This window comes from Actinomadura xylanilytica (genome assembly GCF_030283145.1).
GTDB classification, from domain to species: Bacteria; Actinomycetota; Actinomycetes; order Streptosporangiales; family Streptosporangiaceae; genus Spirillospora; species Spirillospora xylanilytica.
On record NZ_JASNWE010000002.1, the window covers coordinates 1,400,610 to 1,417,877 of the forward strand.

17 protein-coding genes and 1 tRNA gene are annotated in these 17,268 nt (G+C 70.3%); 13 read left to right on the forward strand and 5 right to left on the reverse strand.

All coding sequences use genetic code 11. The annotated features are described in order from the left end of the window. Positions 1–16: 16 nt before the first annotated feature. Complete coding sequence (locus QP090_RS17620) at positions 17–781, reverse strand: DUF427 domain-containing protein (protein ID WP_285940004.1); 765 nt, start codon at positions 779–781, stop codon at positions 17–19. Between the two features lie 134 nt (positions 782–915). Here QP090_RS17620 and QP090_RS17625 point away from each other — a divergent pair, with 134 nt between their 5' ends. The 4 genes from QP090_RS17625 to QP090_RS17640 are packed head-to-tail and all read left to right on the forward strand — an operon-like array spanning position 916 to position 4,841. Beyond that, positions 916–2,124, forward strand: coding sequence for an efflux RND transporter periplasmic adaptor subunit (locus QP090_RS17625; protein WP_285940005.1), 1,209 nt, complete (start codon positions 916–918; stop codon positions 2,122–2,124). Then, positions 2,121–2,849 (forward strand): ABC transporter ATP-binding protein, encoded by a 729-nt coding sequence (locus tag QP090_RS17630; RefSeq protein WP_285940006.1) that lies wholly within the window; start codon positions 2,121–2,123, stop codon positions 2,847–2,849. Before QP090_RS17625 ends, QP090_RS17630 begins: the two co-directional genes overlap by 4 nt. After that, positions 2,846–4,111, forward strand: coding sequence for an ABC transporter permease (locus QP090_RS17635; protein WP_285940007.1), 1,266 nt, complete (start codon positions 2,846–2,848; stop codon positions 4,109–4,111). The genes QP090_RS17630 and QP090_RS17635 overlap by 4 nt, the downstream gene beginning before the upstream one ends. A gap of 13 nt (positions 4,112–4,124) precedes the next feature. Continuing rightward, entirely contained in the window at positions 4,125–4,841 is a 717-nt protein-coding gene (locus QP090_RS17640) for a hypothetical protein (protein WP_285940008.1), read from the forward strand. Between the two features lie 769 nt (positions 4,842–5,610). On the opposite strand, the gene QP090_RS17645 is transcribed toward QP090_RS17640, so the two are convergent. Further along, a complete protein-coding gene (locus tag QP090_RS17645) occupies positions 5,611–7,098 on the reverse strand; it encodes an MDR family MFS transporter (protein WP_285940009.1) in 1,488 nt (495 codons plus the stop codon). A gap of 134 nt (positions 7,099–7,232) precedes the next feature. Between QP090_RS17645 and QP090_RS17650 the strand changes: the two genes are divergently transcribed. The 4 genes from QP090_RS17650 (at position 7,233) to QP090_RS17665 (ending at position 10,517) form a co-directional block, all read left to right on the forward strand. Then, entirely contained in the window at positions 7,233–7,958 is a 726-nt protein-coding gene (locus tag QP090_RS17650) for a TetR/AcrR family transcriptional regulator (RefSeq protein WP_285940010.1), read from the forward strand. 76 nt (positions 7,959–8,034) lie between these two features. Continuing rightward, positions 8,035–9,549 (forward strand): alpha/beta hydrolase, encoded by a 1,515-nt coding sequence (locus QP090_RS17655; RefSeq protein ID WP_285940011.1) that lies wholly within the window; start codon positions 8,035–8,037, stop codon positions 9,547–9,549. 53 nt (positions 9,550–9,602) lie between these two features. After that, positions 9,603–9,678 (forward strand) — tRNA-Thr (locus QP090_RS17660). A gap of 629 nt (positions 9,679–10,307) precedes the next feature. Then, positions 10,308–10,517: a hypothetical protein gene (locus QP090_RS17665; RefSeq protein WP_285940012.1), complete on the forward strand. Its 210-nt coding sequence runs from the start codon at positions 10,308–10,310 to the stop codon at positions 10,515–10,517. 161 nt (positions 10,518–10,678) lie between these two features. On the opposite strand, the gene QP090_RS17670 is transcribed toward QP090_RS17665, so the two are convergent. Beyond that, positions 10,679–11,566, reverse strand: coding sequence for a hypothetical protein (locus QP090_RS17670; RefSeq protein ID WP_285940013.1), 888 nt, complete (start codon positions 11,564–11,566; stop codon positions 10,679–10,681). A gap of 253 nt (positions 11,567–11,819) precedes the next feature. On the opposite strand from QP090_RS17670, the gene QP090_RS17675 reads away from it, so the two are divergent. Both QP090_RS17675 and QP090_RS17680 read left to right on the forward strand, forming a co-directional pair. Next, a complete protein-coding gene (locus QP090_RS17675) occupies positions 11,820–12,200 on the forward strand; it encodes a helix-turn-helix domain-containing protein (protein ID WP_285940014.1) in 381 nt (126 codons plus the stop codon). Positions 12,201–12,259: 59 nt separating this feature from the next. Continuing rightward, the gene (locus tag QP090_RS17680; RefSeq protein WP_285940015.1) at positions 12,260–12,670 is read left to right on the forward strand and encodes a VOC family protein; all 411 of its coding nucleotides are present in this window, start codon (positions 12,260–12,262) and stop codon (positions 12,668–12,670) included. Positions 12,671–12,741: 71 nt separating this feature from the next. On the opposite strand, the gene QP090_RS17685 is transcribed toward QP090_RS17680, so the two are convergent. Next, positions 12,742–12,918, reverse strand: a complete 177-nt coding sequence (locus tag QP090_RS17685) for a hypothetical protein (protein ID WP_285940016.1) — start codon at positions 12,916–12,918, stop codon at positions 12,742–12,744. Between the two features lie 313 nt (positions 12,919–13,231). On the opposite strand from QP090_RS17685, the gene QP090_RS17690 reads away from it, so the two are divergent. Further along, the gene (locus QP090_RS17690; RefSeq protein ID WP_285940017.1) at positions 13,232–13,693 is read left to right on the forward strand and encodes a pyridoxamine 5'-phosphate oxidase family protein; all 462 of its coding nucleotides are present in this window, start codon (positions 13,232–13,234) and stop codon (positions 13,691–13,693) included. A 53-nt stretch (positions 13,694–13,746) separates the two neighbouring features. After that, positions 13,747–14,898 (forward strand): hypothetical protein, encoded by a 1,152-nt coding sequence (locus QP090_RS17695; RefSeq protein ID WP_285940018.1) that lies wholly within the window; start codon positions 13,747–13,749, stop codon positions 14,896–14,898. Between the two features lie 227 nt (positions 14,899–15,125). Here the strand turns inward: QP090_RS17695 and QP090_RS17700 are convergent, their stop codons facing one another. Next, the gene (locus tag QP090_RS17700; RefSeq protein WP_285940019.1) at positions 15,126–15,521 is read right to left on the reverse strand and encodes a MarR family winged helix-turn-helix transcriptional regulator; all 396 of its coding nucleotides are present in this window, start codon (positions 15,519–15,521) and stop codon (positions 15,126–15,128) included. Between the two features lie 74 nt (positions 15,522–15,595). Between QP090_RS17700 and QP090_RS17705 the strand changes: the two genes are divergently transcribed. Beyond that, positions 15,596–17,065 (forward strand): MFS transporter, encoded by a 1,470-nt coding sequence (locus tag QP090_RS17705; protein ID WP_432763047.1) that lies wholly within the window; start codon positions 15,596–15,598, stop codon positions 17,063–17,065. The last annotated feature ends 203 nt before the right edge of the window (positions 17,066–17,268 follow it).

Genomic DNA, 17,268 nt, shown 5'->3' on the forward strand with positions numbered 1-17,268 from the left:
GGGAGAGGTAGAACCCTCAGAACTTGGTCTTGGGCCGCTCCTGCCGTACGCCGTCCACGAAGACGTCGACCTTCTCGTCGTAGAAGCAGACGAGCCCGGTGACCTGCCGGCTCTCCTCCAGCGGCGCGCTGTAGGACCACGCCAGATCCTGGTGCACCCGGCCGCCCGCCCGGATCGACCAGTACTCCGCCCGGCCCTTGTAGGGGCACCCGGTCACGGTGTCGCTCGGCTCCAGCAGGTCCATCCGGACGTGCGTCTTCGGCAGGTAGTAGCGGACCGGCAGCCCCGTCTCGAACAGCAGGCGCGGGCTGCTCGACTCCGCCACCGTCACCCCCTCCACCTCGATCCGGACGTTCCGCGAGCTGGCCAGGATGTCGATCCGCGCGTACGGGCTCCGCGGGTGGACGAACACCTCCTCGTCCTCCTCGAACCACGCGTCCATCGCGTCCCAGTCGATCCGGACGAGGCCGCGCAGCTCCTCGACCGGCGAGTCCTCGTACCGGACGGCCGCGCCCGGGGCCGTGGCCCCGTCCACCTTCACCGTGTGGACGGACGCGTCGCCCCGGGCCGGCGAATGCTCGCCCGGCCCGTCCGGCACGAGGTCCGCCCGCACGTCGGCCACCGGGAAGTAGTAGGTGGGGTAGTAGGGGATCTCCCAGACGAGCGACGGCCGAACCGTGTCGGCCACCAGCCGGCCGCCCAGATACGCCCGCACCCGCTTGGCGCTCTGCTCGATCTTCACGTGCGTCCGCTGTGCTGCATTGTCCTGTTGTGGGCCCATGTCCGGGGAAACACCCCCCTCGCCGGACCTATTTCAGGCCCGAGGGACGTCGGGCCGCCGCGCCCTCCCGCTCTCTCATGGAAATCTCAGACTCGGCTCAGGAGAGGTCAAGACGGGTCCACCAGCCTCTCCTCATGAACCGGCCGTCCCCACGTCGCTCTCTGCTGGTCAACGGCACGCTCGGCGTGCTGCTCGCCGGCGGTGCGGGTCTCGGGTACCTCACTCTCGCGGGCGGCGGCGACGATGCCGCCGCGGCCACCCGGACCGCCCAGGTCGCGCGCGGCACCGTGGTCTCCTCCGTGTCGGCCTCCGGCTCGGTGGCGAGCCGCCGCAGCCGGTCGCTCTCGTTCGACGCCTCCGGCACCGTCGCCAAGATCTACGTCAAGGCCGGTGAAAAGGTCTCCGCGGGCGAGTCGCTGGCGCGGCTGGACCAGACCGAGGCGCTGGAGGAGCTCACGGCGGCCAAGGCGAACCTGGCCGTCGCGGCGCAGAAGGACACCTCCACCGATCAGGGATACGCCGAGTACGTCAAGGTGAAGAACTCCTACAACGCCGCCGTCCGTAAGGTCTCCGGGACGGTGCTCAAAGCGCCGTTCTCCGCGACCGTGACCAGCGTCAACGGGACGGTCGGCGGCTCGTCGAGCGGTTCGGGGTCGTCGCCGTCCGGGACGTCCGCGTCCGGGGCGTCCGGCTCGGGAGGGGCGGGGGTCTCCGGGGCGTCGGGCTCCTCCTCGTCCTCGTCGTCGTCCGGATCGGGCTTCATCGAACTCGCCGACACCGGCCGGCTCCAGGTCGAGGGGCAGTTCACCGAGGCCGACACCACCCGGCTCAAGGTCGGCCAGTCCGCCTCGGTGACCTTCGACGCGCTCACCGGCAAGACCGCCACCGGCACGATCACCGGCATCGGCGCCACCCCGACGACCACCGACAACGTGGTGAAGTTCGCCGCGCAGATCGGCCTCACCGGCGTCCCGTCCGGCGTCCGGATCGGCCAGACCGCCACCGTGGAGATCACCGTGGCGAAGGCGTCCGACGTGCTCTACGTGCCCACCGCCGCCGTCCGCACCGCGGGCGGGCAGAGCACGGTCACCGTCGTCCGCGCGGGCGAGCGGCAGCAGGTCCAGGTGGAGACCGGCGTCAAGGGCGACCAGGGCACCGAGATCAAATCCGGGGTCCAGGAGGGCGACCAGATCGCGCTCACGACCACGACGGGCTCCGGCACCAAGACGGGCGGCACCAAGACGGGCGGTACCAGGACGGGCGGCGGCATGCCCGGCGGTGGCGGCGGTATGCCGGGCGGTGGGATGCCCGGCGGCGGCGGCCCCGGCGGAGGCCGACGATGACCTCACCGCCGGTCCTCGATATCCGTGCGGTGACCAAGGTCTACGGCGAAGGTGACACCGCCGTGCACGCGCTGCGCGGCATCACCCTCACCGTGGAGCGCGGCGACTACGTGGCGATCATGGGGGCGTCCGGCTCCGGCAAGTCCACGCTGATGAACATCATCGGCTGCCTGGACGTCCCGAGCGCCGGTCACTACCTCCTGGACGGCACCGACGTCCGCGGCCTGGACGAGCGCCGCCTGGCGATCCTGCGCAACCGCCGCATCGGGTTCGTCTTCCAGTCGTTCAATCTGATCCCCCGGATGAGCGCGCAGGCCAACGTGGAACTGCCGCTCGCCTACGGCGGGGTGCGCGGCGCCGACCGGCGCCGCCGCGCGCTCGCCGCGCTGGGCGAGGTGGGCCTCGCCGACCGGACCCGGCACGAGCCGAACGAGCTGTCCGGAGGACAGCAGCAGCGGGTCGCCGTGGCCCGCGCGCTGGTCACCGCCCCGACGCTGCTGCTGGCCGACGAGCCGACCGGCGCCCTGGACAGCGCGTCCACCGCCGACATGCTGGGCCTGTTCGACCGCCTCAGCCGCAGCGGCCGGACCATCGTCCTGATCACCCACGAGGACGACGTCGCCGCGCACGCCCAGCGCCTGGTCCGGCTCGTGGACGGCCGCGTCGTCGAGGACCGCAGGCGGACCACGGGCGCGCGGCACCGGATGCCGGAGGGCGCCCGGTGAGCGCGCTGGAGGTGCTCCGGTTCGCGCTGCGCGGGCTGATGGCCAACAAACTGCGCAGCTCTCTCACCACGCTGGGCGTCCTCATCGGCGTCGGCGCGGTGATCCTGCTCGTCGCCGTCGGCAACGGCTCCTCGGAACAGATCAAGAAGAGCATCCAGCGGCTCGGCGCCGACTCGCTGACCGTCACCCAGTCGACGACCGGCGGACGCCCCGGCATGCCGGGCGGCAGGTCCGGCGGCCAGAGCGAGCAGAGCTCCGGGCCGCGCACGCAGGCCCACGACCTCACCGCCCAGGACGCCGCCGCGCTCGTGGACCCGGTCAACGCCCCCTCGGTCGAGACCGCCTCACCGGTGGTGACGTCACCGTCGGTGACCGCCGGCTATGCGGGGACGAGCGCCACGATCGACCAGTTCGTCGGCACCACCCCGTCCTACTTCGCCGCCGCGAACAAGACCGTGGCCTCCGGTTCGGCCTTCACCGGCGACGACGTGACCGCCGCGGGCAAGACCGTGGTCATCGGCAGCTCCCTCGCCGAGGACCTGTTCGGCCGGGTGGACCCGCTCGGCAAGCGCATCGACGTGGACGGGATCCGCTTCACCGTCACCGGCGTGCTCAAGGAGTCGGGCTCGTCCTCGTCGAGCTTCACCGACCCCGACAGCATCGCGATCGCGCCCCTGACCGCCGTCCAGCAGAGCCTGACCGGGTACGGCGGCCTCGACCAGGTCATCGTCCAGGCCAAGGACAGCGGTGCGGTGGACGCCGCCGAGGCCGAGATCACCGAGATCCTCAACGGACGGCACGACGTCGCCTCCTCCGGCGCCGCCGACTTCTCGGTCTCCAGCCAGGCCAGCATTCAGTCGGCGGTCGGCGAGTCCAGCCGCACCTTCACCGTCCTGCTCGGCGCGGTGGCCGCGATCAGCCTGCTCGTCGGCGGCATCGGCATCACCAACATCATGCTCGTCACCGTCACCGAGCGGACCAGGGAGATCGGCATCCGCAAGGCCATCGGCGCCCCCCGCGGCGCCATCCTCGGCCAGTTCATGGCCGAGGCCACCGTCCTCAGCCTGCTCGGCGGCCTGCTCGGCGTCGCCGCCGGGGTGATCGGCAGCCGCTTCACCATCGTCGGCGTCAGACCCGTCCTGGTGCCGTCGTCGATCGCCCTCGCGCTGGGCGTCTCGATCGCCATCGGCCTGTTCTTCGGCAGCTACCCGGCGAACCGCGCGGCCAAGCTGCGCCCCATCGAGGCGCTCCGGCATGAGTGAGAAGGAGACCCGCGTGACCGCCCCCCACCCCACCGCCTCAGGCCGCGTCGGCTCATCGCCGCCCGACGAGCCTGGTCCAGGCTCCACCTCCGATGCGGCCGATCTCCTGGCGACCTCACCCTTCGAGGGGGACCTCGATGCCGAGCTGGCGGCGCCGCCCCGGCAACGGGTGTTGCCCGGCCCGACGCTCTACCTCGTCGCCGGGCTCATCCTGGTCGCCGGATTCATCGGCGGAGTACAGGCGCAGAAGTGGAGATCCGACGGTGGCGGTTCCGAGCCCAGGTCCGGCGCCCCCGGCGGCATGACCGCTGCCGGCGGCTACGGCCGTGCGGGCGGCTACGGCGGAGTCCCCGGAGGCGGCGCCGCCCCAGAAGGCGGAGCCATGCCCGGAGGCGGAGGAGCACCCGGGGGCGGGGGAGCATCCGGAGGCGGAGGAATACCGGGCGCGGGGGGCGCACCTGACAACGGCGCCGCCGGCGCCGGCGGCGGCGGGATGACGGTCGGGACCGTCACCAAGATCGAGGGAAACACGGTCTACCTCCGTACCTCGTCGGGCCAGACCGTCACGGTCAAGACCAGCGGCTCCACCAAGATCCGCGTCACCAAGGCGGGCACGGTGAAGGACCTCTCCTCGGGAGCGGGCCTCGTCGTGAGCGGGACCACGGCCGAGGACGGCTCCGTCATCGCGACCGCCATCGGCGAGGGCACCCGGCCCGGCCGCGGAAACTGATCAGGAAGGGCGAGCCGATGAGGGTTTCCACACGCGCAGGCCGCGCGCTGAGCGGTGCCGGCATCGTGGGGGCGCTGCTGTGCTGCGCGGCATGCGGGAACGCGGGCGACACGGCCAAGGCCGCGCGATCCGCTCCGGCGGACCCGATGGCGGCCTTCCAAGCGTGCATGGAGAAACAGGGCGTGAAGATGCCCGAGCGCGGCAGTCGCGGCGCCACCCCGCCCAGCGGAGCACCCTCGGCCCGCCCCAGCGGACCGCCTTCGGCCCGCCCCAGTGGCGCGCCGTCCGGCCGTCCCAGCGGAGCACCGACGGACCGCGCCAGCGGAGCGCCTTCGGATCGTCCCAGTGGTGCGCCGTCCGGCCCCCCGAGCGGCCGGCCGTCCCGGTCGGCGGCCGAGCAGAAGGCGATGACGGCGTGCTCGTCGCTGGCTCCGCAACGAGGACAGGGCGGCCCAGGTAGCGGCCCGCCCGGCGAGAGGCCGAGCGGTCAGCCGAGCGGCGGTGCGTCCACCGGCTCCTGATCCGTCCAGAGACCGGGCGGTCCCCACAGCCGCCCATACGCGCGTGACGCAAGCCCCCTTGCCAACCCACGCGCGCAACCTCACCCACCCATCCCATCGCCCGCCCGCCGCGCTGCCGATCGTGCACCTGCCGGGGACTCATGTCCGAGAGTGCGTTGGTGGGGAGGTGAGGCGGGCGAGGTGCCGCCCACCTCACCCTCGGCGTTCGTCGCTGGACGGCGGTGCGGCAGGGACCCGCGGGGGGACGGCTATGCGGTCGGCGCTTCGGCCGCGGGCTTGCGGCGCGAGAGGGTCAGGACGGGGACCAGTGCCAGCAACATGATCGCGGCGGCCCATCCGAACGTGTGCGTGAACGCGGTGGTCAGCAGGGTTGGGGTCGGTGCGGTGTGGTCTGCGGCGGCCTCCTTCAGATTGCCGCTCGCCCCCGGGATCTCGGCGCGGATCGCCAGTTGCAGGACGACGGCCAGCGCGGCCGTGCCGAACGAGCTGCCGACCCGGATCAGGATGTTGGCGCCGGTGGTCGCCGCCGGCATCGAGGTGCGGGGGAGGCCCTGGTAGCTCGCGGCCATCAGGGACGGGGCGACCAAGCCGTGCCCGATGCCGATGACCAGGGTCGCTCCCATGAGCACAAGGCGTCCGGTCGACGCCTCGACGAAGCTGAGCAGGACCGTGCCGGCGAGCACGATCGCGATGCCCCCGGCAGCGACCCAGCGGGCGCCGTACCGGTCGGTCAGCCGTCCTGCGAGCAGCATCGTGACCATGGCGCCGAGCCCCAGCGGGGCCAGCAGCCAGCCGGACTCCAGCGCCGAATCGCCCCGGACGATCCCGGCGAACAGCGGGATGAGGATCATCAACCCGAACAGGGACGCGCTGTAGAGGAAGAACCCGCCGGTCGCGGTGGTGAACGACCGGGTGTGCAGCAGCCGCAGGTCGATCAGCGCGTCGGAACCCTTGCGCAGTGCGTGGACGACGAAGGCGGCCACCAGCACCGCGCCGCCGACGGCGCTGACCAGGAAGCGGGGGCCGGACAGGTCGGCGCCGTTCCCGGCCTCCGACAGTCCGTACACCATGGCGGCGACGCCCGGTGAGAGCAGCACCATGCCGACGACGTCCAGGCGGGCGGAGGAGTCGCGCTCGGTGTCGCGCGGCAGCAACCGGACGGCGGTCAGCAGGGCCACCGCGCAGAACGGGATGTTGACGTAGAACAGCCAGCGCCAGCTCAGGTTGTCGACGATCACTCCGCCCAGCAGTGGGCCGAGCACCGGCGCGAGCATCGCGGGGACCGAGACGATGCTCATCACGCGGCCCATCCGGTCGGGGCCGGCCGCGCGGGCCAGCATGGTCTGCCCGACCGGCATCAGCATGCCGCCGCCGAGCCCCTGGAGCGCGCGGAACGCGATCAGCGAGGGCACCGACCAGGCGAGCCCGCACAGTAGGGAGCCCGCGATGAACAGGCAGAGCGACGTCAGCCACATCGTGCGGGAGCCGAACCGCCGCACCGACCAGCCGGTCAGGGGGATCGCCACGGACAGGGCGAGCGTGTAGCCGGTCACCACCCACTGGATGGTCGACAGCGAGGTGTCGAAGTCCTTTCCGAGGGTGTTGACCGCGACGTTCACGATCGTGGTGTCGAGGACGGTCATGATCGTGCCGAGGACGACGACGATCGCCAGGCGCTTCAGGTGCGGGTCGGTCCCAGCCCGGACGGCCGGGGCCTGGGTCTCTGCGGTGGTCATCAAGCCGCCTTCCGGATCAGTGAACGTACACCGTATCGGCATCACCGTACACCGTATCGCTTGATCCGTACAGTGTCTCGGTTCGGCGTACGCCGTATCGCCCACTCCGTACGCCGTATGGGTACGATCGGGATGTGCCTGGATCAGCGACCGGCGACCGTGGGGACCTGCCGGCGAGATACGACGTGTGGGAGCGCCCCCGCGGGGGTCGCCGTTCGAAGCTGTCGCGGGAGGCGATCGTCGCCGCCGCGATCAAGCTCGCCGACGCCGAGGGGATGGCGGCGGTGTCCATCCGCCGCGTGGCCGGTGAACTGGGCGTCCGCGCGATGAGCCTTTACGGGCATATCGACCGCAAGGAGGATCTGCTCGACCTCATGTACGACGAGGTCGCGGCCGACGTCCTGATCGAGGGGGAGTTGCCGTCCGACTGGCGCGAGGCGTTCCTCCAGATCACCCGCAGGGAGCGCGCGACCGGCCTGGAGCACCCGTGGATGTTCCAGCTCGCCGGACGTTCGTCCAGGATCGGCCCGAACGGGCTGCGGCACGCCGACCAGTCGCTGCGGGCCGCGTCCAAGCTCACCGACGACCCGCGCAGCCAGATGGAGATCGTCATCACCATCGACCACTACATGCTCGGCGTCATGACCCAAGAGCAGCGGATCCGGGAGAGGGGCGTGCACGACCTGAAGGTCGTCGAACACAGCCTGCTGGAGCAGTCCTACGTCCGGGACCTTCTGGCGGGCGGCGAGTTCCCCTACCTCAGATCGGTCGTCGAGACCGGCGTCTACGGTGAGGACGACTTCGAGAAGGGGCTCAACTGGCTGCTGGACGGCATCGAGCGCGAGCACGCCGGAAGCTGAAGGCGCTGGCCCCGCACCCCGATGGGGACATAGCGTAGGCGCGGGCATACAGACAGCTACGACGAGATGGGGCCAAGTGCGGGCAGCGAGGTTCATCAGCGCGGTCGGGGCGCTCACATTGGCGGCGGCGTGCAGCGGCGGCGGTGGTGGCGGCAGTCGTACGCAGCAGCAGGCGGCCTCGTCCGACGCCAAATCCGGGATGGACGCCTTCTACCAGCAGAAGCCGACCTGGAAGGACTGCGGCGACGGATTCCAGTGCACGGCCGTCGAAGTCCCCCTCGACTACGCCAAACCGAACGGCTCCAGGCTCAAGCTGTCCCTCATCAGGCTGCCCGCGAGCGACCCCTCCAAGCGGGTCGGCTCCCTGTTCACCAACCCCGGCGGGCCTGGCGGTTCGGGCGTGGGGTTCGCCCGCAGCGTGGCCCGTACGTTCGGCGCCGACCTGCGCCGGCGCTTCGACATCGTCGGGTTCGACCCCCGCGGTGTCGGCGCCAGCGCCCCCGTCCGCTGCATGACCGGCCCCCAGCTCGACGCCTTCTTCGGCGCGGACTCGTCGCCCGACGACAAGAGGGAGGTCGACGCGTTCGCCGCGGAGAGCAAGGCGTACGCGCAGGCCTGCCAGGCGAAGGCCGCGCAGATGCTCCCGCACATGGGCACCGTCGACGCGTCCCACGACATCGACGTCCTCCGCGCCGCCGTGGGCGACCGGAAGCTCACCTACTACGGCGCCTCCTACGGCACCTACCTGGGCGCGCTCTACGCCGAGCAGTTCCCGAAGAACGTCCGCGCCCTGGTCCTCGACGGCGCGCTCGACCCCAAGGAGTCCTCGACCGGAACCCTGGTCGAGCAGTCGAAGGGCTTCGAGACCGCCTTCCGCGCGTTCGTCGCCGACTGCGTCAAGAGGACCTGCCCGCTCGGCACCACGGCCGGCGCCGCGAAGGCCAAGGTCGCCGACCTTCTCCGCAAGACGGACGAGACCCCCCTCACCAACACCCTCGACACCCGGAAGATCAACGAATCCTGGGTCACGATGGGCATCGCCACGGCCCTCTACGCCAAGGAGTCCTGGCCCGTCCTGCGGCAGGCGCTGGCCCAGGCCGTCCAGAACGGCGACGGCACCCTCCTCCTGCGCCTGGCCGACCAGATGGTCGAACGCGGGCCTGACGGCACCTACAGCAACCAGACCGACGCCAACATGGCGGTGAACTGCGTCGACAAGCCCAATCCGCCTGACGCCGCCACCTACGGCACGTCCGCCGACGAGGCCAAGAGGAGCTCGCCGCTCTTCGGCCCGTTCGTCGTCTGGGGCGGCCTCCCCTGCGTCTACTGGCCCGTCCAGACCAAGCGGCGGCCCGAGCCCGTCACGGCCAAGGGCGCCGCGCCCATCCTGGTGATCGGCACCCTCCGCGACCCCGCCACGCCGTACAAGTGGGCCGAGAGCCTCGCCTCCCAGCTCGACTCCGGCGTCCTGCTCAGCCTGGACGGCGACGGCCACACGGCCTACCTCCAGGGCAACACCTGCATCACCCGGGCCACCGACCGCTACCTGACCACGGCCGAGCCGCCCAAGAACGGCACCCTCTGCCACTGATGCACGCACTGCCCGGGACCCGGTAGACTTCATCCCGCCGTGCCCCACGGCAGGCCGCCTTAGCTCAGTCGGTAGAGCGATTCACTCGTAATGAATAGGTCAACGGTTCGATTCCGTTAGGCGGCTCCACCTCAGAGGCCCCTTGCGATCACTCGCAAGGGGCCTTTGTCAACGGGTCTGCTAACAGCGCGGTCCACGCTGTGCTCATCGCGGCGAACACGTCAGCCGCAACGGCCTCTGCGGACCGGACGACATGGGCCGAGCGTGGGAAGCGGTTCCACCGGGCGCGGCCCGGTCTTCGGAGCGTGTACGCCCGGACGGTCTTCGTCATGAGCCAGCCGACCGAGTCCGGATGGATCGGCTCACCCATCCGGCCGCGAACACGTGGCCGTCTTCGGTGCCGTGCCACTTGCCGCCCATCGAGGGCCCCGCGGCGATGCCGAACCGTGTCCTTCGGCGAGCGCTCGGACGGCCGCGACCGAAAGCCCATGAACCTTGGGCACGCCGGTGGCCAGAACGCCGGTGGCCGGAACGCCGGTGAGCCCGACTCCGACCGGACAGGTCCACGGCCGGGTACTGCACGTGGCTCGCGCATGCGACCCCTAGGGGCACCAGAACGGCCATCTTCTTTCGGATACTGGATATTCAGACCCAAGTGCACGAGGACCGCTTGACGGGAGAGGCGATCCCCAACGCGGTGCGCGCACTGCGGAACGATCCGAGCTACCCCGGGCGGCCCGCGGGAGCAGCTCAAGAAGGTGGACGGGATCGGGGACGAGGCATATCTCGGCTACCAGCCCAGGACAGGCGGTTCGGTCACCGTACGGGTGGGGAACGTCATTCTGTTCGTCACCTACAACGGGTCGGTTCACCGGACGAATCCGAAGACCTCGCTCATCCCCGCGCAGACCGCTATGGACGGTGCCAAGTACGCGGTGACCGAAGCGGCAAGGAAATTGACCGGATAGGCGGCGATGGTGGGGGAAACGTGACCTCGGCATGCCATCCGGAAGCACCACCTCGACCCCCAAGCGGTCACCAGATGGTCGACGACCGAGCCCAGCGACGACGCGCCGGACAGCACGAGCGACACATTCGGCGGTTGAAAACGGCCTTCTGTCGAGGGTTCTCAGTGCTGGAGAGGTGCGTACATCGGGAGCATCGTTTCGAGTCGGGTTGCGAGTTGGGGACGGTCGAGGTCGTGGTAGGCGCGCGCCCACAGGGGGTGTAGGTGGGTGAAGCGGTCGTGGTCGTCGTGGAAGGCGTCGGTGAGTTCTAGCAGGGCGGTTGCCGGGTATCCGGTGTCCAGCAGTCGATCGGTATGGGCGAGGATCTCGTCCAGGCATCCGCCGGCGTACATGTGGCCGCGGTCTGTGAACGCGCCGGCGGGGGCCAGTACGCCGACTCCGGCCCCGTTCACGTCGGGTTCGTGTCTCCATCCGGCCGGGACGGTGAGCTCAAGGGGCACGATCGTGTCGAAGCCGTCTGGGGTGATGCCGTGCTCGGGGGTGGGGTGGAGGTCGAGCTCGGTGGCGAGGCGGGCGATGAGAGCACGGTCGTCGTCCCGGAGGTTCTTCTTGCGGAGTCCGAGGGAGAGCATCCATTCCAGACCGGCGCGGGTGTCTGCGCCGATGATGCGTGCGCCGGGTTCCTGGCCGAAGAGGGCGACGGGGTGATCGGTCCCTCGCAGTTCCGGGGCGGGCACCACCCAGCCCACGCAGGTGCCATTGCCCAGGTGGCCGAACTGCACCAACTCGGGTGTGGCGAACATCGGCACGTGGTCCTGTCGCACGCCTTTCGTTAGCGAGGGGCCCGGATAGGCGTACTCCCAGCCGTCGGGTGCGCCGGGAGCGGCTTCAAGGTCGAACATGAAGTCGTAGTGGGTCGCCAGGAGGGCTTCGTCGTACTCGTCTTCGTCGGTAAAGGCATCTGCCCAGGCGATGTCGACCAGCCTGGCGAGCCCGGGTGGGGTGGGGAACGGGAACAGGTCGTCGACCCAAGGTGGAGGCGCAGTCATGACGATCAAGTTTGCAGCGTCTGTTCACCGCCGCAAGCGGTCCGGGTGACACCCGCCGTGATGCGGGTCGAGCCAAGGTCTGTCCCGTGGATCGCGATCGGCCGGCCTGCTTCGGCGCTGGCCGCCGCTGCCATTCGAGACGGTGTGACGCCCACCCGGCCGGAGCGTCCTCCGGAGCCGTGTGCGGATTGGCCACCCGGAACCGGCACGGATCGGCGGAGAATCGTGGTGTGATGGCGCCGTGAGTCGCGCTGTGGAGGAGACCAACCGTCGCATGCTCCGGGCGCGGGACGCGATGGACCGTGCTTACGCGCAGCCGCTGGACGTCCCGACCCTGGCTCAGATCGCCCATGTGTCGGCGGCGCATTTCACGCGTACCTTCCGGGCCACGTTCGGCGAGACGCCGCACCGTTATCTGCGACGCCGCCGAGTCGAGCGCGCGATGTTCCTGCTTCGGGAGACCGATCGAAGTGTGACCGACATCTGTTTCCAGGTCGGCTTCGGCAGCCCGGGAACCTTCAGCCGCACGTTCCACGACATCGTCGGCCGGTCACCGAGGACGTACCGCAAGGAAGTGGCGGCCACGGGCGTACCGACGTGCTTCACGATGGCGTGGACGCGGCCGGGCGACTGACCGTCGACTCAGTCGTTTCGGATAAGTTTCCGTCCGGCCCGCTCGGTAGCGTGATGCACATGTTCAATGGGATCACGCACTCACAGATCTACGTTCTCGACCAGGACAAGGCCCTCGACTTCTACGTCGGCAAGCTCGGTTTGGAGGTGAACACCGACGTCGACCTGGGCCTCATGCGCTGGCTGACCGTCAACGTCCCCGGCCACCCGGAACGCCAGATCATGCTGGAGGAGCCGGGCGGGCCGATGATGTCCGAGGAGACGGCGCAGCAGGTCCGCGAGTTGGTGACCAAGGGTGCGATGGGCGGCCAGCTCATCTTCAGCACCGACGACTGCCGCAAGACGTATACGACGCTGCTGGGCCGGGGCGTCGAGTTCACCGAAGAACCCACCGACCGCCCGTTCGGAACCGACTGCGGCCTCCGCGACCCCTTCGGCAACCACATTCGCTTCACCGAGCCGAAGGCGTAGAAGGCCGAGCCGACGCTGATAGCCGGACTGGATAGATCTCTTCTCCGTGCACGGCAGGTCGCGCGCCGAGATCAGCTCAGCGAGTCCCGATGGAGGATCTCGACAAACTGGATCTCGTCATGGACGACGTCCAGCACGATCATGCTGTCGCCCGGCCACAAAGAGACGCAACGATGCCCGTCACCGTAGGCTCCTTCGGAGGGGGAGCCGTATAGAAGCTCTTGCAGAATTCGTCCGAGCAGGGACACCACTCCGTGAGGCGCAGGAAGGGCACCGATGCGGCAAGCCCATTCTCGCCCTCCGCATGGAGCAGGTCGACGAGCTCGCCGACGAACTCTGGAAAGAGGTCTCCGACTCTTGGGGGCCCCTGATCCATTCGGACACTGTAGGCCGTTGTGGTGGCCGCGGATAGTGGGAGTCATTCTGGACGGGTCTCGTCGCTGATAGCAGGCGGACCGGGGGTGAGCGACCCGGTCCGCCGGCGGCTTGGTGGGAGCAGTCCGCGCCCTGTCGGAGGGTGGGCGTAGGGTCGGCAGTCACGAACAGCGGGGAGGTCGGGGCATGGTGTCACCTCGGAGCAAGCAGCAGCGCAGGCAGGACGTTCTCGAGCGTCTTGAGTGCGATGTAGATGTTTGGGTTGCTTCGGCCGACACGAGCGGCACCCCGTATCTCGTGCCGCTGTCGTTCCTGTGGGACGGCACCGACGTGTTCATCGCGACCTCGGTGGGGAACCCCACGGGGCGTAACCTGCGTGACTCGGGCGGTGTTCGGCTGGGCTTCGGGCTGACCCGCGACGTGGTCCTCGCCGAGGGCGTGGTGGCCGAGGTGCTGAACACGGTGGACGTCTCCGAGGAGTGGGGGGACGCGTTCGCGGCGAAGGCCGGGTTCGACCCGCGCAAGGCGGGTGACTCCTATCGGTATTTCCGTGTTCGACTGGATCGCGTCCAGGCGTGGCGTGAGGAGAACGAGCTGAAGGACCGGGAGTTGATGCGCGACGGCCGCTGGCTGACCGGCGGAGCATGAGGGTGATCGGCGGACCGCGCCCCCGCCGACGGTGAGCTATTGAGGTTGTGGTCGTGCAACTCCGGGACGAGATCGAGACGGCGCTCCGCGCCTGGCATGCGTACGAGATCGGCCGCGGCGGTCCGGCCGTCATCGACTTCGACTGCCGTCCGGGGGACGGCGCGCCCGAAGCGGCGCGGAGCAGGGTCGAGATCTACCGCAGGCTCATCGGTCTGCGCGAGTCCGCCGGGACGCAATGCCTGGTCGAACGCCTCGACGCCGACATCGCCTATCTCGGCGCGCTGCTCGGCGAACGCGTCCCGCTCGCCGGATACGTCCGGGCCACCCAGGGATGCGGGAGTGCGGGCTGGCCTGACGAGTACATCGTCGCGTGCGGCGAGCGCGCGCGTCGCGACCTCGCGGCCCTCGGTGTCGGCTGGGGTGCGGAGACCGTCGCCGAAATGCACGAGGCGGAAGGGACGATCAAGGCCGCGGACGCGCCGGACGCCATCCGGCAGGCCGCCGCCGAGTACGAGGACGCGGTGCGCGCGGCCACGGGCAGCCAAGCCCCGTTCGAGCTCGCCATCGAGACCGCCGACGTCGACGCGTACTGGGCCTACTGGCTCGACGGCGCCGGACACGACGTCCGGCTGCGCCTCAACCTGCGCAGCGCCGTCTTCACGGAGGTCGGCGTCCGGCGATTCGCGCTGCACGAGGTGCTCGGCCACGGGCTCCAGAGTTCGAGCTGGACGGTCACCGCGAAAGACCGCGTTCCGTGGGTGCGGCTGATGTCGGTGCACGCGCTGCATCAGGTGCTCCTGGAGGGGCTGGCTCAAGCGCTCCCGCTGTTCGTCGCGCCCGACGATCCCGCGCTCGCCGCGCAGGTGCGGGTCGATCACTACATCCAGCTCGTCCGTGCCGAGCTCCACCTGGGGATCGAGCGCGGTGCGCCGATCGTCGACCTTGCCGACCACGCGCGCCGGCGCGTGCCCTGGTGGGGGGACGCCGCGATCGCCGAGATCCTGGTCGATCGGGGCACCGATCCGCAGCTCCGGACCTACCTGTGGGCCTATCCGGCGGGCATCGACTGGTTCGTCCAGCTGGCGGAGGCTCCGCATCAGGTGAGGGACGAGGTTCTCCGGGCGGCCTACCGGACGCCGCTGACACCCGCCGACCTCACCGCCCTCTGGCCGTCCGGCCCCGCGATCGGCGGACCGGGCCGCTAGACATCACCCGGACGCGGCCTTCGGTGGCAGGGCAGGCGGGCCGGACGTAGGGACTTGGTCGTCCGCCCCAGCGCGCGGGCCGGACGCCCCGGCCGGGCATGCGCCGCCTTGGTGTATGCGTGGCGCTCGGGGAGCGTGCGCCGCGGAGACCGGGCCGGATACCGCTCGTGGCGCCCAGACCAGAAGGGCGCCCGTGGTGTCCTCAACGGGGTGAGGCGGCCCCGTCGTCAGGCGGGCGGACGGTCCGCCTCGGGGGCCAGGTGGCGGGTGAGCACCGTCATGTGGGTCTTGCGGGCCTCGGTGTGCAGGGCGCGCCCGGCCTCGGTGATGCTGACGAACACGCCGCGACGGTCGGACTCGCACATGCCGCGTCCGGCCAGGCCGTGCTTCTCCAGCCGTGCGACCGTGCGGGAGAGCGCGCTCTGGCTCAGGTACATGACGGCGGCGATCTCTTGCATACGGAGTTGCTCACAGTCGCCCTCGGCGAGGCGATCGAGCGTCTCGAACTCGCTCAGATTCAGCCCGTGGGCGTCCTGAAGTTCGCGATCGAGATCGCACGCGATCGTGTTGTACGAGGTCAGCAGCTCGCGCCACCGGCCGATCAGAGCAGCCTCCGACTCCATGCCGGGATCCTAGCATGCGCACGCATCTGATGCTCATGCATTAGATGTGAACGAATTTAGTGCTTAGACATTTGATGCATGTGCATGTAGTGTCCTCCGCCGTGACTATCACCGACCCTTCACCGGTCTCCACCGTCCGTGTGTCCGCCGGTCCGGCCGAACAGGCTTGGACCCCCCGTATGTGGGGCGTGCTGGCGGTGCTGTGCGCCGTGCTGTTCCTGGACGGGCTCGACGTGTCCATGGTGGGTGTGGCGCTGCCGTCCATCGGTTCCGAGCTGGGCCTGTCGACCACCTCGTTGCAGTGGATCGTGAACGGATACGTGCTCGGCTACGGCGGACTGCTGCTCCTCGGGGGCCGGACGGCCGACCTGCTCGGACGGCGCCGCGTGTTCCTGATCGCGTTGGCCGTGTTCGCGGTGGCGTCGCTGGTCGGAGGCATGGTCTCCGACGGGCCGCTGCTCATCGCCACCCGCTTCGTCAAGGGCCTGGCCGCCGCGTTCACCGCGCCGACCGCCCTGTCCATCCTGACCACCACCTTCCACGAGGGACGGGCGCGCAACCGGGCGCTCTCGGTCTTCTCGGTGTTCGGCGCCAGCGGCTACTCGTCCGGACTGATCCTCGGCGGGCTGCTGACCAGCTTCGGCTGGCGCTGGACGTTCCTGACCCCGGTGCCGCTCGCGCTGATCGCCCTGGCCGCGGGCGTCGCGCTGATCCCCCGGGACCGTCCCGCGGCGGGCGGCGGTCACGACCTTGTCGGCGCCGCCACGCTGACCGGCGGGATGCTGCTCGCCGTCTACACGGTGGTCTCGGCCCCCGACCGCGGCTGGCTGGACCCGTTCACCATCGGCTCCATCGTGGTCGCCGCGGCCCTGCTGATCGGCTTCGTCGCCACCGAGAAGAGGGTCGCGCACCCGCTGATCCGGCTCGGCATCCTGCGGATCGGCGGCATCGTCCGCGCCAACCTGAGCATGGTCGCGCTGTTCGGGTCGTATCTGAGCTTCCAGTTCATGATGACGCTCTACCTCCAGGACGTTCTGCACTGGTCGCCGCTGAAGATGGCCATGGCGCTGCTTCCGGCCGGTCTGCTGGTCGCCCTCGGGTCGCCGTTCGTCGGACGCCTGGTCGACCGGTACGGCACACCGCGCCTGATCATCAGCTCGATGGTCTCGCTCAGCCTCGGATACGTGTGGTTCCTCGCCACAGCCGGCGACACCCCGCACTACCTCGTCACGATCCTGCCCACCATGCTGCTGCTCGGCGGCGGGTTCGCGTTCGGGTTCAGCTCGATCATGGGACAGGCCACCGAGGGCATCGACGACTCCGAGCAGGGCCTGGCGTCCGGCCTGGTGCAGACGTCGGGCCAGGTGGGCGCCGCCCTCGTCCTGGCCGTCGTCACCGCCCTGGTCGCGGGCGGCGCCCACCCGACGAGCGCCGGATTCGCCCCCTTCCACCCGGGCGTCAACCTGGTCAGCGGTGTCGCCGTGGTCGGACTGGCACTCAACCTGATCCCGCTCCTTCGCCGCCATCACCCGAAGCGCACCTGACCACCGGAGTCCGCCTCACCAACAGCCACCCAGGCACCCGACGAGCCATCTCGGCGCCATGCGCCCGGCGCATTCACCTGTGTGCGCCGGGCGCATTGCCGAGCGTTCGCCGTGGTGCGTCGGGCCGTCATGCGACCCGTGCGGCGCGCCGCCTCGGCACTGTGAGCCCGGCCCGTCCACTCGTGTACGCCGGGCCTGCGCGG